Source organism: Arthrobacter sp. HMSC08H08, from assembly GCF_001807575.1.
GTDB lineage: Bacteria > Actinomycetota > Actinomycetes > Actinomycetales > Micrococcaceae > Pseudoglutamicibacter > Pseudoglutamicibacter albus.
On record NZ_KV789388.1, the window covers coordinates 39,728 to 55,516 of the forward strand.

Consider the following 15,789-nt stretch of genomic DNA (forward strand, 5'->3'; position numbering starts at 1 on the left):
CTCCTCGAGGCACTTTCTCAACGATGTCTCTGCCTGTGATCTTACGCAATCTGGCGTTTGTTTCCTTTTGTGTGCGCCCCATCCAAGCTGCGTTTTGTTTGTTACTAGGCTGGGAGGGAATCATTACGCGCCCATTCTGGTTGTTCAGGATAGGTGTATTCCGCGTCAACGTGATGTTGGCGCTGGGTCCGAACGTGAACAAAATAAAAGGAGATCGTTCAGGTATGTCAGAGGTTTTGACGGAGGAAGCTCGCCACGCGCAATATGCGCACCCGGAGAAGCTGGTGTCCACGCAGTGGGTTGCGGATCATCTGCATGAGCCCGGCGTTGTGATCGTTGAGTCTGATGAGGATGTTCTGCTGTATGAGACCGGACACATCGAGGGTGCGGTCAAGCTGGATTGGCATACCGAGCTTAACGATGCGGTGACCCGCGATTACCTCGATGGCGAGGCGATGGCGGCGTTGCTGAGCCGTAAGGGCATCAGTCGTGAGGACACCGTGGTGGTGTACGGCGATAAGTCCAACTGGTGGGCCGCATATGCACTGTGGGTTTTGGAGCTGTTTGGTCACCCGGATGTTCGTTTGATGGATGGCGGCCGCGATAAGTGGGTTGCGGAAGGCCGTAATCTGACGCGCGAGGTGCCTGGGCGTGAGACGACGGATTATCCGGTGGTTGACCGTGATGATTCGAAGTTGCGTGTTTTCTTACCTGAGGTCCTTTCACTGCTCGGTTCTACCCCGTTGATCGATGTCCGTTCCCCGCAGGAGTACACGGGTGAGCGCACGCACATGCCTGATTATCCGGAGGAAGGTGCGTTGCGTGGCGGCCATATTCCCACCGCGGCTTCAGTTCCGTGGTCAAGCGCGGTTGGTGAGGGTTCGGTGATTAAGCCTCGCGCTGAACTTGAGGCTCTCTACATGGATCAGGCCGGTTTGAAACCAGGCGATGACGTGATTGCGTATTGCCGTATTGGCGAGCGTTCGGCGCTGACGTGGTTCATTTTGAAATACGCGCTCGGCTTCGAGAATGTCCGTAACTATGACGGCTCGTGGACTGAGTGGGGCAATGTTGTGGGCGTCCCGATTGTTGTGGGTGAGCAGCCGGGTACCGTGAAGCCTGGCTCTACTGTCCGCGGCGTTTAGGAGGGAGCTTCGATGGCTTTGCCAACTGCTTTGGCGGAGATCGCAGAGGATTTCAACGCGTTACCTGAACCGCAGCGGCTTGAGTTGCTGCTCGAGTTTTCAGATAACCTTCCCGAGCTTCCTGAGCGTTACCAAGATGCTGATCTTGAACAGGTGATTGAGTGCCAGTCCCCTGTGTTTTTGACGGTTGAGGTCGCCGACGACGCGGACCACACGGTAGGCGTGTTTATCACGGCCCCGCCTGAGGCTCCTACCACGCGCGGTTTCGCTGGCGTCTTGGTCGAGGGCTTGCATGGCCTGCCTGCCGAGGAGGTTCTTGCGACCCCGGATGATTACCCGTCAACTATCGGTTTGGCGCGCGCTGTTTCACCGTTGCGCTTGCGTGGGATGACGGCGATGCTGGGCCGGATTAAGAACCGTGTGCGGAAGGAACTTGCGGACACTTGATCGTGTTCCACGATGCCTCATGCTGTGACAGCGCGCTCGCCCGCTTCGGGTGGGCGCGCTGTCGTTTATATGCGCTGTCGTTTATATGCGGAGTGTTTCCTGGAGCCAGTTTTTGAGTGTTGTTTCCCATTTGTGTGGGTCGACGTTCCATTCGCGTACATGCCCGGCGCGTGTGAATGGTACGAGCGTGACGTAGCGTGGGTTCTTTTTCGCGAGCCGTTCGGATGAAATGTATGGCACAAACCGGTCGTCGCGGGAATGCTGGATCAGCACAGGAGTGGTGATCTGGTCGGCGCGTTCAACCCAGTTCAGCGCCTTGAGGTCGATGGGTGAGGTCAGGCCGGTGAGCTTCTTCCCGATACGCTGGCCTAGTAGCCACTCCCCGATCCGTCCCGAGAGGTACGGGATGTTGTTGATCTTCGCTTGATACCGCAGGATCTCGAACCAGTCGACTGCAGGGCCGGTCAGTGCCAACGCACGGATGCGGTGCCGGTAACGCGACAGCTCGAGGGTGCGTAGCGAGATGGCTCCGCCCATCGACCAGCCCACAAGCACGATGTCTTGGGCGCCGTGGCTGAGCGCGTAGCTGATAGCCGCATCCACATCGTGCCATTCGGTCGCGCCTAAGCCGTAGCGGCCGTTGTTGACTTCCGGGCCTTCGCCGTCGTTGCGGTAGCTCATGGAAAGCACCGTGAGGCCAAGTTCACTCAATGGTTTGAGCCCGCGCAGGGTTTCAAGCCGGGATGCTCCGCGCCCGTGGATCAGAATCGCCCACGTTTCCGGGTGGGTGGTGCCCTCAACGAGCCACGCCGGCGCAGGGCCAGCTGTGAGTGGCACGTACACTTGCGTTGCCTGCACGCCAGCATCCGCTGGGTTGATGTAGTAGTTGCCGCCAATGCTGCCGCTGGTTGCCTGGCTGATGTCGCCGTGGTCGATGCTGATGATGCGGCGGCGCACACTGTTGCGTGACGGCGTCGGGACGATGTCCCCGATCTTCATGTGCCCGGTGTAGTTGTTGAACCACAAGGAGTAACGGCCGGGGGCTGTGATTTCTGGGCCGCGGGATTGCAGATCGATGTATGGGCCGATGTGGTCCTCGCCTGTGTCGAGGATCTTCACGTGTTCGGGGTTGTTTCGTGAAGGAGTCACGACTGCGCGGGCGAAGAGGGACCCTAAACCGGTGATCACGCCGGCCCCGACGATTCCTGCTCCTAGCCCTGCGACAGCCCATTTTGGCGTGCCGGCGTGGTTGGTTCTGTGCAGTTTCTTGTTGGCTGCGGATCCCATGCACCCCATCATCTCACCTATTGGTGGCGCCTCGTAGACTGACTCTATGCATTCCTTTGTTGACGATCCGTTGGGCCGCGGCGATGACGCGTGGCGTGAGCAGCTGAGTCCTGAAGAGTACGTTGTGTTGCGTCAGGCTGGCACAGAACGGCCAGGTACGGGCGCGTACACGGACGATGCCACCGAGGCGGTGTATGCGTGCCGCGGCTGCGGGGCTGAACTGTTTTCTTCGGACACGAAATTTGATGCCCGATGCGGTTGGCCGGCGTTCTATGCGCCGGAGGATTCTTCTGCTATCCGCTATCTGGTGGATGATTCGTTAGGGATGCGCCGCGTTGAGGTGCGGTGCGCGAGGTGTGATTCGCATCTGGGGCACGTTTTTGAGGGTGAAGGCTTCAACACCCCAACGGATCAGCGGTACTGCATCAATTCGATCTGCTTGGTTCAGAAGCCGGTCTCATGATCCATAAAACGAAGCAAAACAAAACTGCCTCGCCCGAAAGGGCGAGGCAGTCGATGGGCCCGGATGGTACTAGACCAACGTGTATTAGACCGAAACCTGCTTAGCAACCTGCTTGAGCTTGTGGCGGGCCAATGCCAGGTTAGCCTTCGCACGGTCAAGGGTCAGGTACAGGAACAGGCCTGCGGTGCCCTCAGTGGCGAGGATGTTGACCAGGTGGTACTGGTCGTTCAACGTGATCATGATGTCTTCGATCCGGCCGTTGAGACCAATGTCGTTCATGGTGTTCATCTTTGCACGAACCACGTTCGAGTTACCGGCGGCTGCAACGTTCAGGTCGAAACCTGGCGCGCCACCGAACGCGAGCGCCATGCCCGAGTCGATGTCAACGATTGCGGCACCAGTTGCGCCGTCAATGGAGAGTAGTTCGTTTACAGTCTGGTCAAGTTGTGCCATGGGCGTCTTCCCTTCATTTCCTGGGGCGGCACCGTCAGTTGCATCGGTGCTCGCGGTTTCCGTTTCCGATTGCGCGGAAACAGAGCTTCGTACGGCGGAGCCTGTCGGCTCCGTCGAGTCTTCAAAAGCAGGTGCGAACGCGTTTTCTTCGCTCGTCGGACTTTTGTCTTTTTCTACTTTATTTTCGTCCAGGACACGCAACTCGGGGCGTCTGCCTGACTCCCCGATAGGTAAATTATCAAAAAATGACCCACCTGAATGACGCGCGTTGTATCGCGAACGGTCACGGGGCCGCGGATTGACAGCAGCCACCGATTCCTCTTGAACCGGCTCCGGTTTCGGTCGTGGTTCTGTGCTAGGTCGCGACTCCGGTTTCGGTTGTGGTTCTACGTTAGGTTGTGGATCCGGTTTTCGTTCCGGCCTCGGTGACTGCTCCTGCCTCTGCTCTGGAGCAGGCTTCGACTCTGTCGTTGGCTTCGGCGTTGTCGCTGGCTTCGGTTCCTGCTGGGCCGCAGGCTTCGGCGTCGCAGCTGATTCGCGTGCGGAATCACGGTTCGGCTGCGGCGCTGGTTTGGGTGCCGCTGCTGGCTTGGAACCAGGTGCTGGCCTCCGCCTCGCGCCGGCTTCGGATACCGGCACTAGCCTCGTTGCAGGTTCGTGAGTCGGCTCAGGCGTTGCCCTGTGTTCTGGCGTCCGTTCCGACTTCGAATCTGCAGGCGTTGACTCAGCCCGTGCCTCTGGCCGTGAAGCGGGCGCCGGCCGTGACTTCACCTCTGGCCTTGGCATCGCAACTGGCCGTTGCCGGTTTGTTGGCCGTGGTTGTGCTCCTGGCTCCGTCTCGTCGGAGTGTTTCAGCACATCGTCGAATGAAGCATCAGCCTCATCTGGCGAGGACGCTGCATGTTCAGGCCTGCGCCGTGGCTTCTCATCCCTGCTTCGGTCCTGATGCTTGGGTGCTCTCCACGCTGATGTGTTGGAGGTCCCTTCAGCACCGCCAGAGGATAGACCGGTCTCGTCGAGTTCATCGGAAGCTGCGTACGGTTGTTGCAGGTCGAGGTCATCGTCCCTCGATTCTCCGCCACGTTTGAACCAGCTAAAGAACCCAGCCATCGTTCTACCTAGCTATCGTTGCCGTTCGGCGATACTGCACGGCGGCCAGAGCCACCCGTCTTCCACTGGCTGCCAAGAGCGATCATGACCAGCATGTCCTCCGTGAGCCCCGCGTTCGGGTACACGTCGATGAGGTCACCGTCACGCATGACAGCTACGCGGTTCGAGTTATCGAGCACCTCGGTCATGTCGCTCGAGATCAGGATGACAGCGCCACCGTGGCCGGTGATTTCGCTAATCATTTCGTAAACCACTTCACGCGAGGCAACGTCAACACCGCGGGTCGGGTGGCTGAGCACAACAACATCGGCGTCAGCCTGCAGCCACTTCGCCAGCGCTACCTTCTGCTGGTCACCGCCGGAGAGGTTACCGATCGATTCGTGTGGGCCGACCGCGCTGATGTCGAGGCGCTGCATGGTTGCCACAACTTCACGGAAACGCTTAGCTTCCTCAACGAAAGAGGTGCCTTCCATCGGCTGCATCGTGGCGCTCGCCATCGTGTCATCCTTGGTGATGCCGCGAGCGTTGTCTTCGTCGTGCAGGTAGGCGATGCCGTTCTTGGTGGCATCCTCCGTTGACTGAATGCTGATCTCGTTGCCGTTGAGTCGCAACGTTCCACCGGTCGACGGGTTGAGGCCGCCGATGGCCGCGCCGAGTTCGATGTGGCCGGAACGGCGCATACCCGTGATGCCGAGAACTTCGCCGCGGTTGACCGTGAGCGTGACAGGGTTGACGCCCTTTGCTTCAAACGCCTCGATCTCGAACAGCGGCTCGGGATCTGCAAGCTCCGTAGGCCGCTCAACTGGGGCGAACTCGCGCATGAAGATCGCGTTGGCGATGCCAGGCGCGCCACCGGATTCGCTTGGCTCGAGTTCGCCGAAGATTCGTCCGTCACGAATGATGACGATGCGGTCGCTGAGGGACTGCACCTCATCCAGACGGTGGGAAATGTAGACGACAGAACGGCCTTGTTTGGTCAGGCGGTTGGTGATGGCGTGCAACACAGAGATCTCGAGGTCATTGGAGACCGCGGTGATCTCGTCCAGAAGCAGCAGGTGAGACTCTTCGAAGGAGAGGCGGAGCAGCCGCACGCAGACCTGTTCAGCGCGTGCGAGGTCGCCTAGACGCGCGTTAGGGTCGATGTTGATCCCGTCGGCTTCGAGCAGTTCTTGAGCCTGCTTGACTTTTTCTTCATACGGAGCGCTGGCTTGGAACGAGGTGGCGAAGATCTCCTCGGCCACCGTGAGCTCTGGGTCGACTGTGAAATCTTGCGGGATTGCACTGACTCCAGCGGCCAAGGCTGCCTCACGTGAATCGGGGTTGTACGGCTCCCCCGCGAGGATCATTTCGCCCTCGTCAGCCTTGTAGGCGCCGCCAATGACGTTGAGCAACGTTGACTTTCCGGCACCGTTCTGGCCCACCAGGCCGATGATCTCGCCGCGTGCGATGTCGAGGTTGATATCGACAAGCGCGTCCTTGGAGCCGTGGCGCTTTTGGAGGCCGCGAGTTGAAAAGAGGATGGAGTCCTGGTCGAGCATGGTTTATGAAGCTACCTTTCAAGACTGCCGTGATGGCGCAACAAAACGTGGTCGACGTCGGAGCATGGTCGACGTCCACGCCAGCGGACAGCTTGGATTCTCTTGAGTTCTCTACAAACGACAGAATGCTATAACTGAATTCTAACCTACGCCAGGAAGCGTTACGCACAGTCGCTGGCAGATGACCCGGGTTGAGCGTTATCGGCGTGCCGTCACCAAAAGATTTTCGTGTTCCATAAGCTAGCGGTGTGGGTTTTAGCGCAGACACGACACGGTTGAGGTCAACCGGTGTTCCGCACGAATTTTCGATGGTGCTGGACGGTCTGAAGCGCGCCCTGGTTCGTCCTGAGATGACGCTCGAGGAAATCCCCGCACCTAAACGTCTAGCCCCGTACGCGGTCGCGCTCAAAGCGAATGTCGCAGCCGTTCAAGGTGACGTTAAAGACGAAACCATCAAGGGTTCAAGCGCTGTTCCAAGCGCTGAAACGGACTCTAGCTCGGAGCTTGCCACGGGCAGGTTCATTTTGCTGTTTGATCCGCAAGGCAACACGGTATGGGACGGCACGATGCGCATCGTGACCTATATCCGCGCCGAAGTTGATGGTGAGATGGGTAACGATCAGCTCGCCGCTTCTGTCGCGTGGACGTGGCTGGTTGAGGCCCTCGAGGAACATGGCGCACCCTACCGCCGCGCCGGCGGGACAGCAACACGTGCCTTAAGCGAGAACTTCGGCGATCTTCAACAGCGGCCGGACTCTGTCAACATCGAGCTTCGGGCCTCCTGGACCCCGGGCAACTACAACGTCCAAAACCAGCTTGAAGCCTGGTGTGACATGGTCTGTTCGTTCGCGGGGCTCCCCCCTCTCGAAGATGGGATTACACCGCTTCCCAACGTCCGCCTCACTTAAGCGAGTTCCCTGCTGAGGCGGCGTGAGCATCGGGTAAAGTACGCCTCACCTGGTCACCGGCCAGTATGATAAGAAGAACCATGAAGCTTGATCCCCCGCCGGCAGCACTTCTCGCCTCTGGTCAGTTCCCGGAGCGCGATCCTTCAACTCTCCCCCTGCTTGATTCTCCAGCAGACGGGATCCCGCCGGTGATTTCCACGCGCGCCGCATTAGATAACGCGGTAGCGAGTTTACGTGAGGGGCACGGCCCTGTAGCGGTCGATGCGGAGCGGGCTTCCGGTTTTCGTTACGGTCAGCGTGCATTCTTGGTGCAGTTGCGTAGGGCCGGTGCCGGGACGTTTTTGATTGATCCTGAAGCGTTCGATGATCTTCTGGACGTGAATGAAGCGCTGGCTGATGCCGAGTGGATTTTGCATGCTGCACATCAGGATCTGCCGTGCTTGCGCGAGCTTGAATTACAGCCGAATAAGTTATTCGATACCGAGCTGGCGGCCCGTTTGGCCGGCCTGCCTCGGGTTGGTCTGGCGTATGTCACTGAGACGATGCTGGGTGTGCGTTTAGCTAAAGAGCATTCAGCGGCGGACTGGTCGGTGCGGCCTTTGCCTCAAGATTGGCTGAATTACGCAGCCCTCGATGTTGAGGTTTTGATCGAGTTGCGGGACCAGCTTGAAATGCTTCTTCGGGGTCAAAAGAAGTGGGAGATGGCGCTCGAGGAGTTCGAGTATGAACGTCTCAAACCCGGGCCTCAACCAAAGAAGGACCCGTGGCGGCGCACCCACGGTTTGCATCAGCTGAAAGATAAGCACCAGATCCTAGCGGTTAAGGAACTGTGGGAAGAGCGCGAGAAGGTTGCGCAAAATAAGGACCGCGCGCCTGGCCGTCTGTTACCGGATTCTGCGATTATCGCTGCGGCGCGGAACCTCCCGTCGACCGTTCCGGCACTGTTGCGCACTGAGGGTTTCCGCGGCCGGCTAGCCTCAAAGGAAGCCCGCCGCTGGGTCACAGCTATTGCTCGTGCTCGGAACGCAACCCGTTTCCCTCCCCGGACTGCGCGACGCTCAACGATGCCTCCCCCACGCTCCTGGAATGACCGCTTCCCTGATGCCGCCGAGCGCTACCAGACCGCGCGCTGGCGTTTGGAACGCGACGCCGAGGCTCTAGGGATGCCGCTCGAGAACCTGCTGGCACCCGCTACTTTGAAGGAAATTTCGTGGCAGCCGCCCGAGGAGCTCACCCTTGATTCGGTGAGCGAACGATTGCGTGAACTGCACGCCCGCGAATGGCAGGTTCGCCGCACAGCCGCCGTGATCACGGTTGCGTTTTTGGAACCTGAACCGCTTGCGGACGCGTCATAAACTCCATAGCGGGTCCACTGCTGAGCACGAGCCTCCCCCCCGCATGTGATCCACCTCACTACTATGCGGTAACCTCCTGTTGAGAGGTTGAACCGCTTCCTAGGAGGAACTCACGTGACCGATTCAGTCAACCCCACCGAAAACCCTGCTGCATCCAACGACTCCGCTTCAGCTACCGCAGACCGATTCGCACGTTTCGATGACTTGCGTTCGGCGGCCCCGAACGAAATCGTAACCCGCGTTGAGGTTGAGGATCATGAGGTTGGCGGCCACACCATCGCCCTCATGACGATGGTCGCAGAGAAAGAGGGACATCCTGCAACGTTGGGACCTGCCGGCCTAGCGAAGATCGGCCGCGCGGCCGAAGCTCAAGTCAAACGTGCCGAAGCCGGTGCGATCGACGCGATCGCTATCACAGGTACCGGCCGCACGTTCGCTGCTGGCGCGGACCTCAGCACCATCCGCACCCTTTCGGATCCTGATGACGGACGCCGGTTAGCAGAACTCGGCCACGTGGCCTACGACGTCATCGCTGATGCCGATGTTCCAAGTTTCGCGTTCATCAACGGTCAGTCCCTGGGCGGCGGTTTCGAGACCGCTCTGGCTTTCAAGTACCGCACCGTCAACACAGCCACACGCGCGCTGGGGCTTCCGGAGGCTGGCCTCGGTTTGATTCCTGGTTGGGGTGGCGTCTATCGCTTCCCGCGCATCGTGGGTATCGAGAACGGTTTGAAGGTCATGCTCGAGAACCCGCTGAAGGGCAACCGTTTCCTTACCGGTAACGAACTTGTTGAGATGGGCGGGGCTCATGTTGGTTTTGGGCCGGAGAATTTCCTGCAGGACTCCCTGGATTGGGCGGCATCCGTTCTGGATGGCACAGCGCCTGAGGCTCAGCGCGAACTCGAGGATCCCTCTGATCCTGAGGTTTCTGCCCGTTGGGATGCAGCACTGAAGTATGCGCGCGGTCTTGTTGAGAAAGCTACGCACGCTGAAACCCGGCCTGCGCCGACCGCTCTCCTTGATGCGCTGGATGCGAACCGTTCGATGACGCAGAAGCAATCTGCTGAGCTTGAGGTGGATACGCTTGCGCGTTTGATGTTCACTCCGGCATTCCAAAACACCATCTATTCGTTCTTGGAGCTATTCCAGGCGCGCGCTAAGCGTCCGGCTGGCGTGCCGGCTGTTGAGCCTCAGAAGATTTCGAAGGTCGGCGTGGTCGGTGCGGGGCTGATGGCCGCGCAGCTTGCACTCGTGTTCGCTCAGAAGCTGCAGGTGCCTGTCGTGATGACGGACATGGATGAGCAGCGGGCCCAGGCTGGCTTGGATCATGTTGCCGGTTACCTCGCTAAGAACGTTGAACGTGGCCGGATGAAGGAAGAGGACGCTCGCGCGATCCAGCAGCTCATCACGGCTGGCACCGATAAAGGTGTTTACGCGGATGCTGATTTCGTGATTGAGGCCGTGTTTGAGGAGATCGGCGTCAAGCAGCAGGTTTTCCGTGAGGTTGAGAAGATTGTGCGCCCGGATGCGATCCTCGCAACCAACACGTCTTCGCTTTCGGTCAAAGAGATGGCCGAGGTCCTGGAGCATCCTGAGCGTCTGGTGGGTTTCCATTTCTTCAACCCTGTAGCGCAGATGCCGTTGATCGAGATTGTGCGAGGGCCTGAGACCTCGGACCAGGTTCTTGCTACCGCGTTCGCCGCCGCGAAGGGCCTCGGCAAGACTGCAGTGCTGGTCAAGGACGCACCGGCTTTCGTGGTCAACCGTCTGCTGTTGTTGCTGCTCGGTCTGGTTATGGACGCATTCGATCAGGGCATGGACCCGCACGAAGCGGATTCGGCGTTGGATCCGTTGGGCCTTCCGATGTCCCCGTTTGATCTGCTCGCGATGGTCGGTTTGCCGGTTGCTCAGCACGTAGCTGAGACGCTGAACACGAGCTTCCCTGAGCGTTTCCCGCTTTCGAAGAACCTACAGACGCTCATCGATAACAAGATCACCTCGATCTGGTCGAAGGACGAGAAGGGCCGGAAGTTCATCCCGGAAGAGCACCTGGCCTTGCTTGAACGCGGGGACGCATCGATCACCAAGGATCAACTGCTCACAACGGTGCTCGATGCGCTGGCAACTGAAATCCGCATCATGCTCGATGAAGGTGTTGTAGCTGGCCCGCAAGACATCGACTTGTGCATGATCCTAGGTGCCGGCTGGCCGCAGCACCTCGGCGGCATCACCCCGTTCCTTGACCAGTCTGGTGCGAGCACCCGCGCCAACGGTGAAGCGTTCGGCGCGTGGAGCTTACCGGCATCCACGAAGTGACACAATGGGCAGTATGGAAAACAAAACTCCGGTAAATAACGCAGCGGCGGCAGAGGTTGCCTCGCCAGCTGAGCACGATGCGGCGCATCAGGGTTGTTGTGCCTCGCGTCGCGCTGTCCTAGGTGGCGCGGTCATGGGTGCCGCCGCCCTGGGGCTTGCCGCATGCGGACCAAGCGGCCCCGCAGAAATCCCTGAAGCCACGGGTAAGCCTGAGGCGGTTATGAAGGTCAGCGATCTTGCTGTGGGGTCTCAGGCGAGCGCGGCGGCAGGGCAGACCAAGCTCGTATTGTTCCGCCCCTCCGAGAAGGAGGTGCTGGCGTTTTCGGCGGTCTGCACTCACGCAGGGTGTGAAGTCACCCCGGGTTCAGAGAACCGTTTCCACTGCCCATGCCACGAGTCCTGGTTCAAAGCCGAGGACGGCACCGTCATTTCCGGTCCAGCGAATGCGCCGCTACCGCGGTTTGCATGCGAGATCAAAGGCGAGGACATCCTCGTTTACATCTAGTAGTTAGCAAGCCACTACGGTTTCAGGCCCCGGACAACACCCGTTGTCCGGGGCCTGCCGTTTTTCATGGTGATTCCGGCAGGCACAGCAGTGTTGTCTAGAAGCGCGGCATAGCAGCGCGGTCTAGAACAGTCCGCGTTCTCGGGCTTCGGCGACGGCCTGGGTGCGGGAGGTCACCCCAAGTTTTTCGAATACGTGAACCAGGTGGGTCTTCACTGTTGCTTGCGAAACAAAGAGTTTCTGGGCGATCTCGGCGTTCGTGAGCCCGTCTGAGACGCACTGCAACACTTCCAGCTCGCGCAGCGTCAGGCTCGGCAAGGGTGAGACGAGCCGTTCCATGAGACGGCTCGCTATCGCCGGGGCGAGCGCTGACTGGCCAGCGGCTGCCGCGCGCACTGCCGGCAACAGCTCTTCCGGTGGGGCGTCCTTGAGCAGGTAGCCTGAGGCTCCGGCCTCGACTGCCGCGAGAATATCGGCGTCCGTATCGTGGTTGGTCAAAACCAAAACCGGCATCGTGAGCCCCGCTGCACGCAGACGCTGAATAGCTACCGCGCCGGAGCCTTCATGGTCTAGCCGCAGGTCCATCAAAACCAGGTCAGGGCGCTCCCGCTCAACCTCGGCAACAGCATCGTCTTCGCTTCCTGCCTCCCCCACTACCGTGAGGTCATCTTCCATCTCCAGCAGGGCGCGCAAACCAGCCCGGACCACGGGATGATCATCCACCACAACAATGCGGATGCGATCACGTGCTTCGCTCATAGCTCCTCCTCGCCGGTGTTACTAGCTTGCCCCGCACCGTTCTGGCCTCCGCCTTGTGACGCGCCGGCTTCAAGCGGGATCCGTACAGAAATCCTTGTGCCCTGACCGGGCCGGGCATCCACCACGAGTTCCCCGCCCAGCTGTTGGGCCCGCTCACGCATCAAAGCCAAACCAAAGTGGCCTCTGCCCGGTGTGCCTTCCGGCGCTTTCGACGGACTAAAACCAACCCCGTCATCGCTGATCGTGAGTGTCGCCGTGGCGTCATCGTGCTCAAGTGAAACCAAAACCCGGTGGGCCTGGGAATGCTGGCGGGCATTACCTACCGCCCCTTGAGCGATCCGCAGCAGCGCAGACTGTTGGCTCATCGTCAACGGTGGGTCATCACTCATCACGACCACGGCCGGGCCTGCCCCCACATCGGCAAGCCGCTCCAGTGCACCGGTGAGCGTTTCATCCGACAGCGCCGCTGGTGCCATCCTGCGCAGCATCCCTCGCGTCTCTGTCTGCGCGTCTTCGGCTGCCGAACGGGCCATGACGATGTATTCCTTCGTCTTACGATGCTCATCATCGGTTGGCAGGCCACGCTCCGCGGCGTGCAACAGCATCTGGATCGAGGACAAGGACTGGGAGACACCATCATGGATCTCTCCAGCTAAGCGGGCACGTTCAGCCTGCACCCCGGCCTCCCGTTGACTCACGGTCAGTTCCCGCTCCGTGTCCAAGAGTCTCTGTAGCAGAGATTCACGCATTGCCGCCTGATACGCGACCGCGCGCAACGCCCAACCAATCATGATGCTGACCGATGCCCCCAGGACAGGGCCGATCACAACCGCGAAAGAAAACCCGATGTGAAGGGAAACAAAGAAAATAGCGCAGGCCGTGGCGGCCGCAACAGCGACCGTGCCGAGCTTCATCCCCAAGAGGAACAGCAACGCGAAAAAGAACGGAAACACCAAATACGAGGCTTCAAGGATCTGGCTCGCCGCCAGCATCCACGCCGCCCCCATGAGGCTCAGCCCGGCCACGGTTGCCGCGGTGTTTTCGTGAACCTTGCCTCGCTCAACCTGAATCGCGCCACCGGCCCACCCGGCAACGAAGAGCACAACGCCTGCCATGCCTAGCCAACCGTGATGCGTCTGCCCCGGCGTCTTACTCAGCCCCACACCGGCCGCGAAAGCAATACCAGCGCACACGAGCATCACAATGTGCAGGCCAGCCCGCAACATGCGGAAGGCCGGGGCCATCGCTGAAACAACATGCTCCGGCTCCGGCACTGCACGGGCAGAAGAAGGCGTGAGCTCAACCATATGTATGAGAATACTGCGCTCAACCGCACGCCTTGACGCTCATACATCAACCGAAAGGTTGATCCTCGGCCTCAACCATGTTGGCAACCAAGATCAGTCCTCCGCGGGATCTATTCATGGGCGGAAATCGATGGAATGGAGATAACGAAAACCAGGCTGCACCGCAAAACTGCACTGCCCTGCAAAAGCGCATTGCACCGCACTGCACCGCAGGCAGTGTTGCATCGCAGCGTGGGGGAAGTTCGAACGGAAGAGGTTGAAATGTTTCTGGCTTGGCGTGATGTGTTACACGCGAAGGGGCGCTTCGCGATCATCACGGTGGTGGTGATGCTCATGACTTTGCTCGTGGGGTTCCTGACCGGCTTGACCGGCGGGCTCGCCGGCGCCAACGTCGACACCGTGCGGTCTTGGAAGGCAGACCGCCTCGTGATGTCGGCCCCCACCGGCGCTCAGAGCGCAAGTATGTCCACCTCGTCCATCTCCCCTGAAGCCCAGCGCGAGTGGGAAGAGCACATTGGCCAGACCAACGTGACCGCCATCGGCGTCACACAAATCTCGGCAAGCCACGAGGAGCACACCACCGGCGTTGCGGTCATGGCGCACGGCCCTGGCGCTGACCTTGGCGCCGGCACAGGCCCGAACCAGGCCGACGACGCGGCAGCACCGACCGGCAGCGACGTCACAGTGAGTGAAGACGCCGCGGAAGAACTCGATGTTCAGGCTGGTTCCACGATCACGGTCGCAGGCCACGAGTTCACGGTCTCTGAGGTCACTGGAACCGGTCACTATTCTCACGTGCCCGTCGTAGGGATGTCATGGACCGCGTGGCAAGAACTCTCCGAACGCACCGGAGGCAGCGGCCAACCGAACGCTTTGTTAGTGCATGCAGATGTTTCCGATGACGACGCCCAAGCCATCAACAAGGCCGCGAACACGGTCTCCCCTGCCGGGTTCGATCAGCTCTTGGCCGTTGGTTCTTTCCGTTCCGAGGTCGGCTCGCTCGGGCTCATGATCGGGATGCTCATGGCGATCTCCGCGCTCGTTGTTGGCGCGTTCTTCACAGTGTGGACGCTGCAACGCACCCGGGACATCGCCGTGATGCGCGCACTCGGCTCCCCCGTGAGCGCTCTTCTGCGCGACGCGATCGGCCAATCCTTACTCGTTCTAGCCGTTGGTGTTGGCGCGGGAATCGGGATCATCATGCTGGCTGGGCCAGCGGTCTCTGCGAACGTACCGTTCGTCAGCAACTGGCTCACAACGCTCGTCCCTGGACTACTCATGACGCTCTTGGGGCTCATCGGTGCAGCGTTCGCCCTCCGTTCAGTGACCAAAGCTGATCCGATGCAAGCCCTCAGCTAAACCGCGAGCCCGCACTTACGCATCCATCCCGTTCTGCTTCTCGCACCGCCGCTATCCTTCTGAAAGGTTCATTATGCTTTCCCTCACCAACCTGACCCTGACCTACCCGGACGGCAACGACACCGTGACCGCGCTCGATAACGTGACGCTGAGTCCTGAACCTGGCACGCTCGTCGGAATCACGGGGCCATCCGGGTCAGGTAAGTCCTCGCTGCTCACGGTCGCGGCGACACTGACACAACCGGATTCGGGCTCCGTCATGATCGACGATGTTGAGGCCAGCCGCTTAAGCGCGGCACAAGCCGCGCGTCTGCGTCGCCAGAAGATCGGGATCGTGTTCCAGCAGTCCAATCTTCTGCCGTCACTAACCGCGCACGAACAGGTGCGGGCGGTGGTTGAGCTCGCGGGAACGCGAGCACAGAAACGTGCCGCGCGTATCCGTGCCGGTGAGCTACTCGAAGCAGTAGGGCTCAGCGGGCAGGCGAACCTACGGCCATCCCAGCTCTCCGGTGGGCAGCGTCAACGCGTCAACATCGCCCGCGCGCTGGTATCCAATCCGTCGGTGCTGCTCGTGGACGAACCGACCTCCGCGCTGGATTCACGTTCAGGTGCGACCATCATCGACCTGTTGATCCGCATGACCAAGGAACTCGATGTCACCACTCTGCTGGTGACCCACGACCTACAGCACGCCCACCGCTTCGATGAAATGGTGACCCTGGTCGATGGTCGGATCACCGAGCACACCAAGGAAACCTCGCAGATCACAGTCGGCCAAGCCCAGTTCGCGTAGCGGGCACAGCCTCCGTCGGGGCTAGTCCTCGTCTGGGTTAGTCG

14 protein-coding genes are annotated in these 15,789 nt (G+C 60.1%); 9 read left to right on the plus strand and 5 right to left on the minus strand.

Features of this window, described 5'->3' with window-relative positions; translation table 11 throughout:
- The first annotated feature begins 224 nt into the window (after positions 1 to 224).
- Complete coding sequence (locus HMPREF3175_RS04715; protein WP_070490899.1) at positions 225 to 1,145, plus strand: sulfurtransferase; 921 nt, start codon at positions 225 to 227, stop codon at positions 1,143 to 1,145.
- Between the two features lie 12 nt (positions 1,146 to 1,157).
- Positions 1,158 to 1,592 carry a SufE family protein gene (locus HMPREF3175_RS04720; RefSeq protein ID WP_070490901.1) on the plus strand — a complete coding sequence of 145 codons (435 nt, stop codon included), beginning with the start codon at positions 1,158 to 1,160 and terminating at the stop codon, positions 1,590 to 1,592.
- Between the two features lie 81 nt (positions 1,593 to 1,673).
- Here HMPREF3175_RS04720 and HMPREF3175_RS04725 read toward each other — a convergent pair whose 3' ends face one another.
- The gene (locus tag HMPREF3175_RS04725) at positions 1,674 to 2,879 is read right to left on the minus strand and encodes an alpha/beta hydrolase family protein (protein ID WP_070490903.1); all 1,206 of its coding nucleotides are present in this window, start codon (positions 2,877 to 2,879) and stop codon (positions 1,674 to 1,676) included.
- A 46-nt stretch (positions 2,880 to 2,925) separates the two neighbouring features.
- On the opposite strand from HMPREF3175_RS04725, the gene msrB reads away from it, so the two are divergent.
- Complete coding sequence (msrB, locus tag HMPREF3175_RS04730) at positions 2,926 to 3,342, plus strand: peptide-methionine (R)-S-oxide reductase MsrB (RefSeq protein ID WP_052048691.1); 417 nt, start codon at positions 2,926 to 2,928, stop codon at positions 3,340 to 3,342.
- Positions 3,343 to 3,426: 84 nt separating this feature from the next.
- Here the strand turns inward: msrB and HMPREF3175_RS04735 are convergent, their stop codons facing one another.
- Positions 3,427 to 3,795: a roadblock/LC7 domain-containing protein gene (locus tag HMPREF3175_RS04735; protein WP_035757698.1), complete on the minus strand. Its 369-nt coding sequence runs from the start codon at positions 3,793 to 3,795 to the stop codon at positions 3,427 to 3,429.
- 1,118 nt (positions 3,796 to 4,913) lie between these two features.
- Entirely contained in the window at positions 4,914 to 6,443 is a 1,530-nt protein-coding gene (locus HMPREF3175_RS04745) for an ATP-binding cassette domain-containing protein (protein ID WP_083289404.1), read from the minus strand.
- 248 nt (positions 6,444 to 6,691) lie between these two features.
- Between HMPREF3175_RS04745 and HMPREF3175_RS04750 the strand changes: the two genes are divergently transcribed.
- From HMPREF3175_RS04750 to HMPREF3175_RS04765, 4 genes are all read left to right on the plus strand, one after another.
- Entirely contained in the window at positions 6,692 to 7,351 is a 660-nt protein-coding gene (locus HMPREF3175_RS04750; RefSeq protein ID WP_370977307.1) for a DUF3000 domain-containing protein, read from the plus strand.
- 80 nt (positions 7,352 to 7,431) lie between these two features.
- Positions 7,432 to 8,706 carry an HRDC domain-containing protein gene (locus HMPREF3175_RS04755; RefSeq protein WP_070490906.1) on the plus strand — a complete coding sequence of 425 codons (1,275 nt, stop codon included), beginning with the start codon at positions 7,432 to 7,434 and terminating at the stop codon, positions 8,704 to 8,706.
- A gap of 204 nt (positions 8,707 to 8,910) precedes the next feature.
- A complete protein-coding gene (locus HMPREF3175_RS04760) occupies positions 8,911 to 11,022 on the plus strand; it encodes a 3-hydroxyacyl-CoA dehydrogenase NAD-binding domain-containing protein (protein WP_070490979.1) in 2,112 nt (703 codons plus the stop codon).
- 13 nt (positions 11,023 to 11,035) lie between these two features.
- Positions 11,036 to 11,527, plus strand: a complete 492-nt coding sequence (locus tag HMPREF3175_RS04765) for a QcrA and Rieske domain-containing protein (RefSeq protein ID WP_176745127.1) — start codon at positions 11,036 to 11,038, stop codon at positions 11,525 to 11,527.
- Between the two features lie 123 nt (positions 11,528 to 11,650).
- Here HMPREF3175_RS04765 and HMPREF3175_RS04770 read toward each other — a convergent pair whose 3' ends face one another.
- Positions 11,651 to 12,286 (minus strand): response regulator, encoded by a 636-nt coding sequence (locus tag HMPREF3175_RS04770; RefSeq protein ID WP_070490909.1) that lies wholly within the window; start codon positions 12,284 to 12,286, stop codon positions 11,651 to 11,653.
- Positions 12,283 to 13,593: an ATP-binding protein gene (locus HMPREF3175_RS04775; protein ID WP_070490911.1), complete on the minus strand. Its 1,311-nt coding sequence runs from the start codon at positions 13,591 to 13,593 to the stop codon at positions 12,283 to 12,285. Before HMPREF3175_RS04775 ends, HMPREF3175_RS04770 begins: the two co-directional genes overlap by 4 nt.
- 231 nt (positions 13,594 to 13,824) lie before the next feature.
- Here HMPREF3175_RS04775 and HMPREF3175_RS04780 point away from each other — a divergent pair, with 231 nt between their 5' ends.
- Positions 13,825 to 14,952, plus strand: coding sequence for an ABC transporter permease (locus HMPREF3175_RS04780; RefSeq protein ID WP_232219320.1), 1,128 nt, complete (start codon positions 13,825 to 13,827; stop codon positions 14,950 to 14,952).
- Between the two features lie 73 nt (positions 14,953 to 15,025).
- Complete coding sequence (locus HMPREF3175_RS04785) at positions 15,026 to 15,745, plus strand: ABC transporter ATP-binding protein (protein WP_035757598.1); 720 nt, start codon at positions 15,026 to 15,028, stop codon at positions 15,743 to 15,745.
- The last annotated feature ends 44 nt before the right edge of the window (positions 15,746 to 15,789 follow it).

What these genes read in the sequence shown, in the direction of transcription:
- HMPREF3175_RS04715 (WP_070490899.1), top strand. Translation starts at nt 225, where the DNA reads ATGTCAGAGGTTTTGACGGAGGAAGCTCGCCACGCGCAATATGCGCAC.
- HMPREF3175_RS04720 (WP_070490901.1), top strand. Translation starts at nt 1,158, where the DNA reads ATGGCTTTGCCAACTGCTTTGGCGGAGATCGCAGAGGATTTCAACGCG.
- HMPREF3175_RS04725 (WP_070490903.1), bottom strand. Translation starts at nt 2,879, where the DNA reads ATGGGATCCGCAGCCAACAAGAAACTGCACAGAACCAACCACGCCGGC.
- msrB (WP_052048691.1), top strand. Translation starts at nt 2,926, where the DNA reads ATGCATTCCTTTGTTGACGATCCGTTGGGCCGCGGCGATGACGCGTGG.
- HMPREF3175_RS04735 (WP_035757698.1), bottom strand. Translation starts at nt 3,795, where the DNA reads ATGGCACAACTTGACCAGACTGTAAACGAACTACTCTCCATTGACGGC.
- HMPREF3175_RS04745 (WP_083289404.1), bottom strand. Translation starts at nt 6,443, where the DNA reads ATGCTCGACCAGGACTCCATCCTCTTTTCAACTCGCGGCCTCCAAAAG.
- HMPREF3175_RS04755 (WP_070490906.1), top strand. Translation starts at nt 7,432, where the DNA reads ATGAAGCTTGATCCCCCGCCGGCAGCACTTCTCGCCTCTGGTCAGTTC.
- HMPREF3175_RS04765 (WP_176745127.1), top strand. Translation starts at nt 11,036, where the DNA reads ATGGAAAACAAAACTCCGGTAAATAACGCAGCGGCGGCAGAGGTTGCC.
- HMPREF3175_RS04770 (WP_070490909.1), bottom strand. Translation starts at nt 12,286, where the DNA reads ATGAGCGAAGCACGTGATCGCATCCGCATTGTTGTGGTGGATGATCAT.
- HMPREF3175_RS04775 (WP_070490911.1), bottom strand. Translation starts at nt 13,593, where the DNA reads ATGGTTGAGCTCACGCCTTCTTCTGCCCGTGCAGTGCCGGAGCCGGAG.
- HMPREF3175_RS04785 (WP_035757598.1), top strand. Translation starts at nt 15,026, where the DNA reads ATGCTTTCCCTCACCAACCTGACCCTGACCTACCCGGACGGCAACGAC.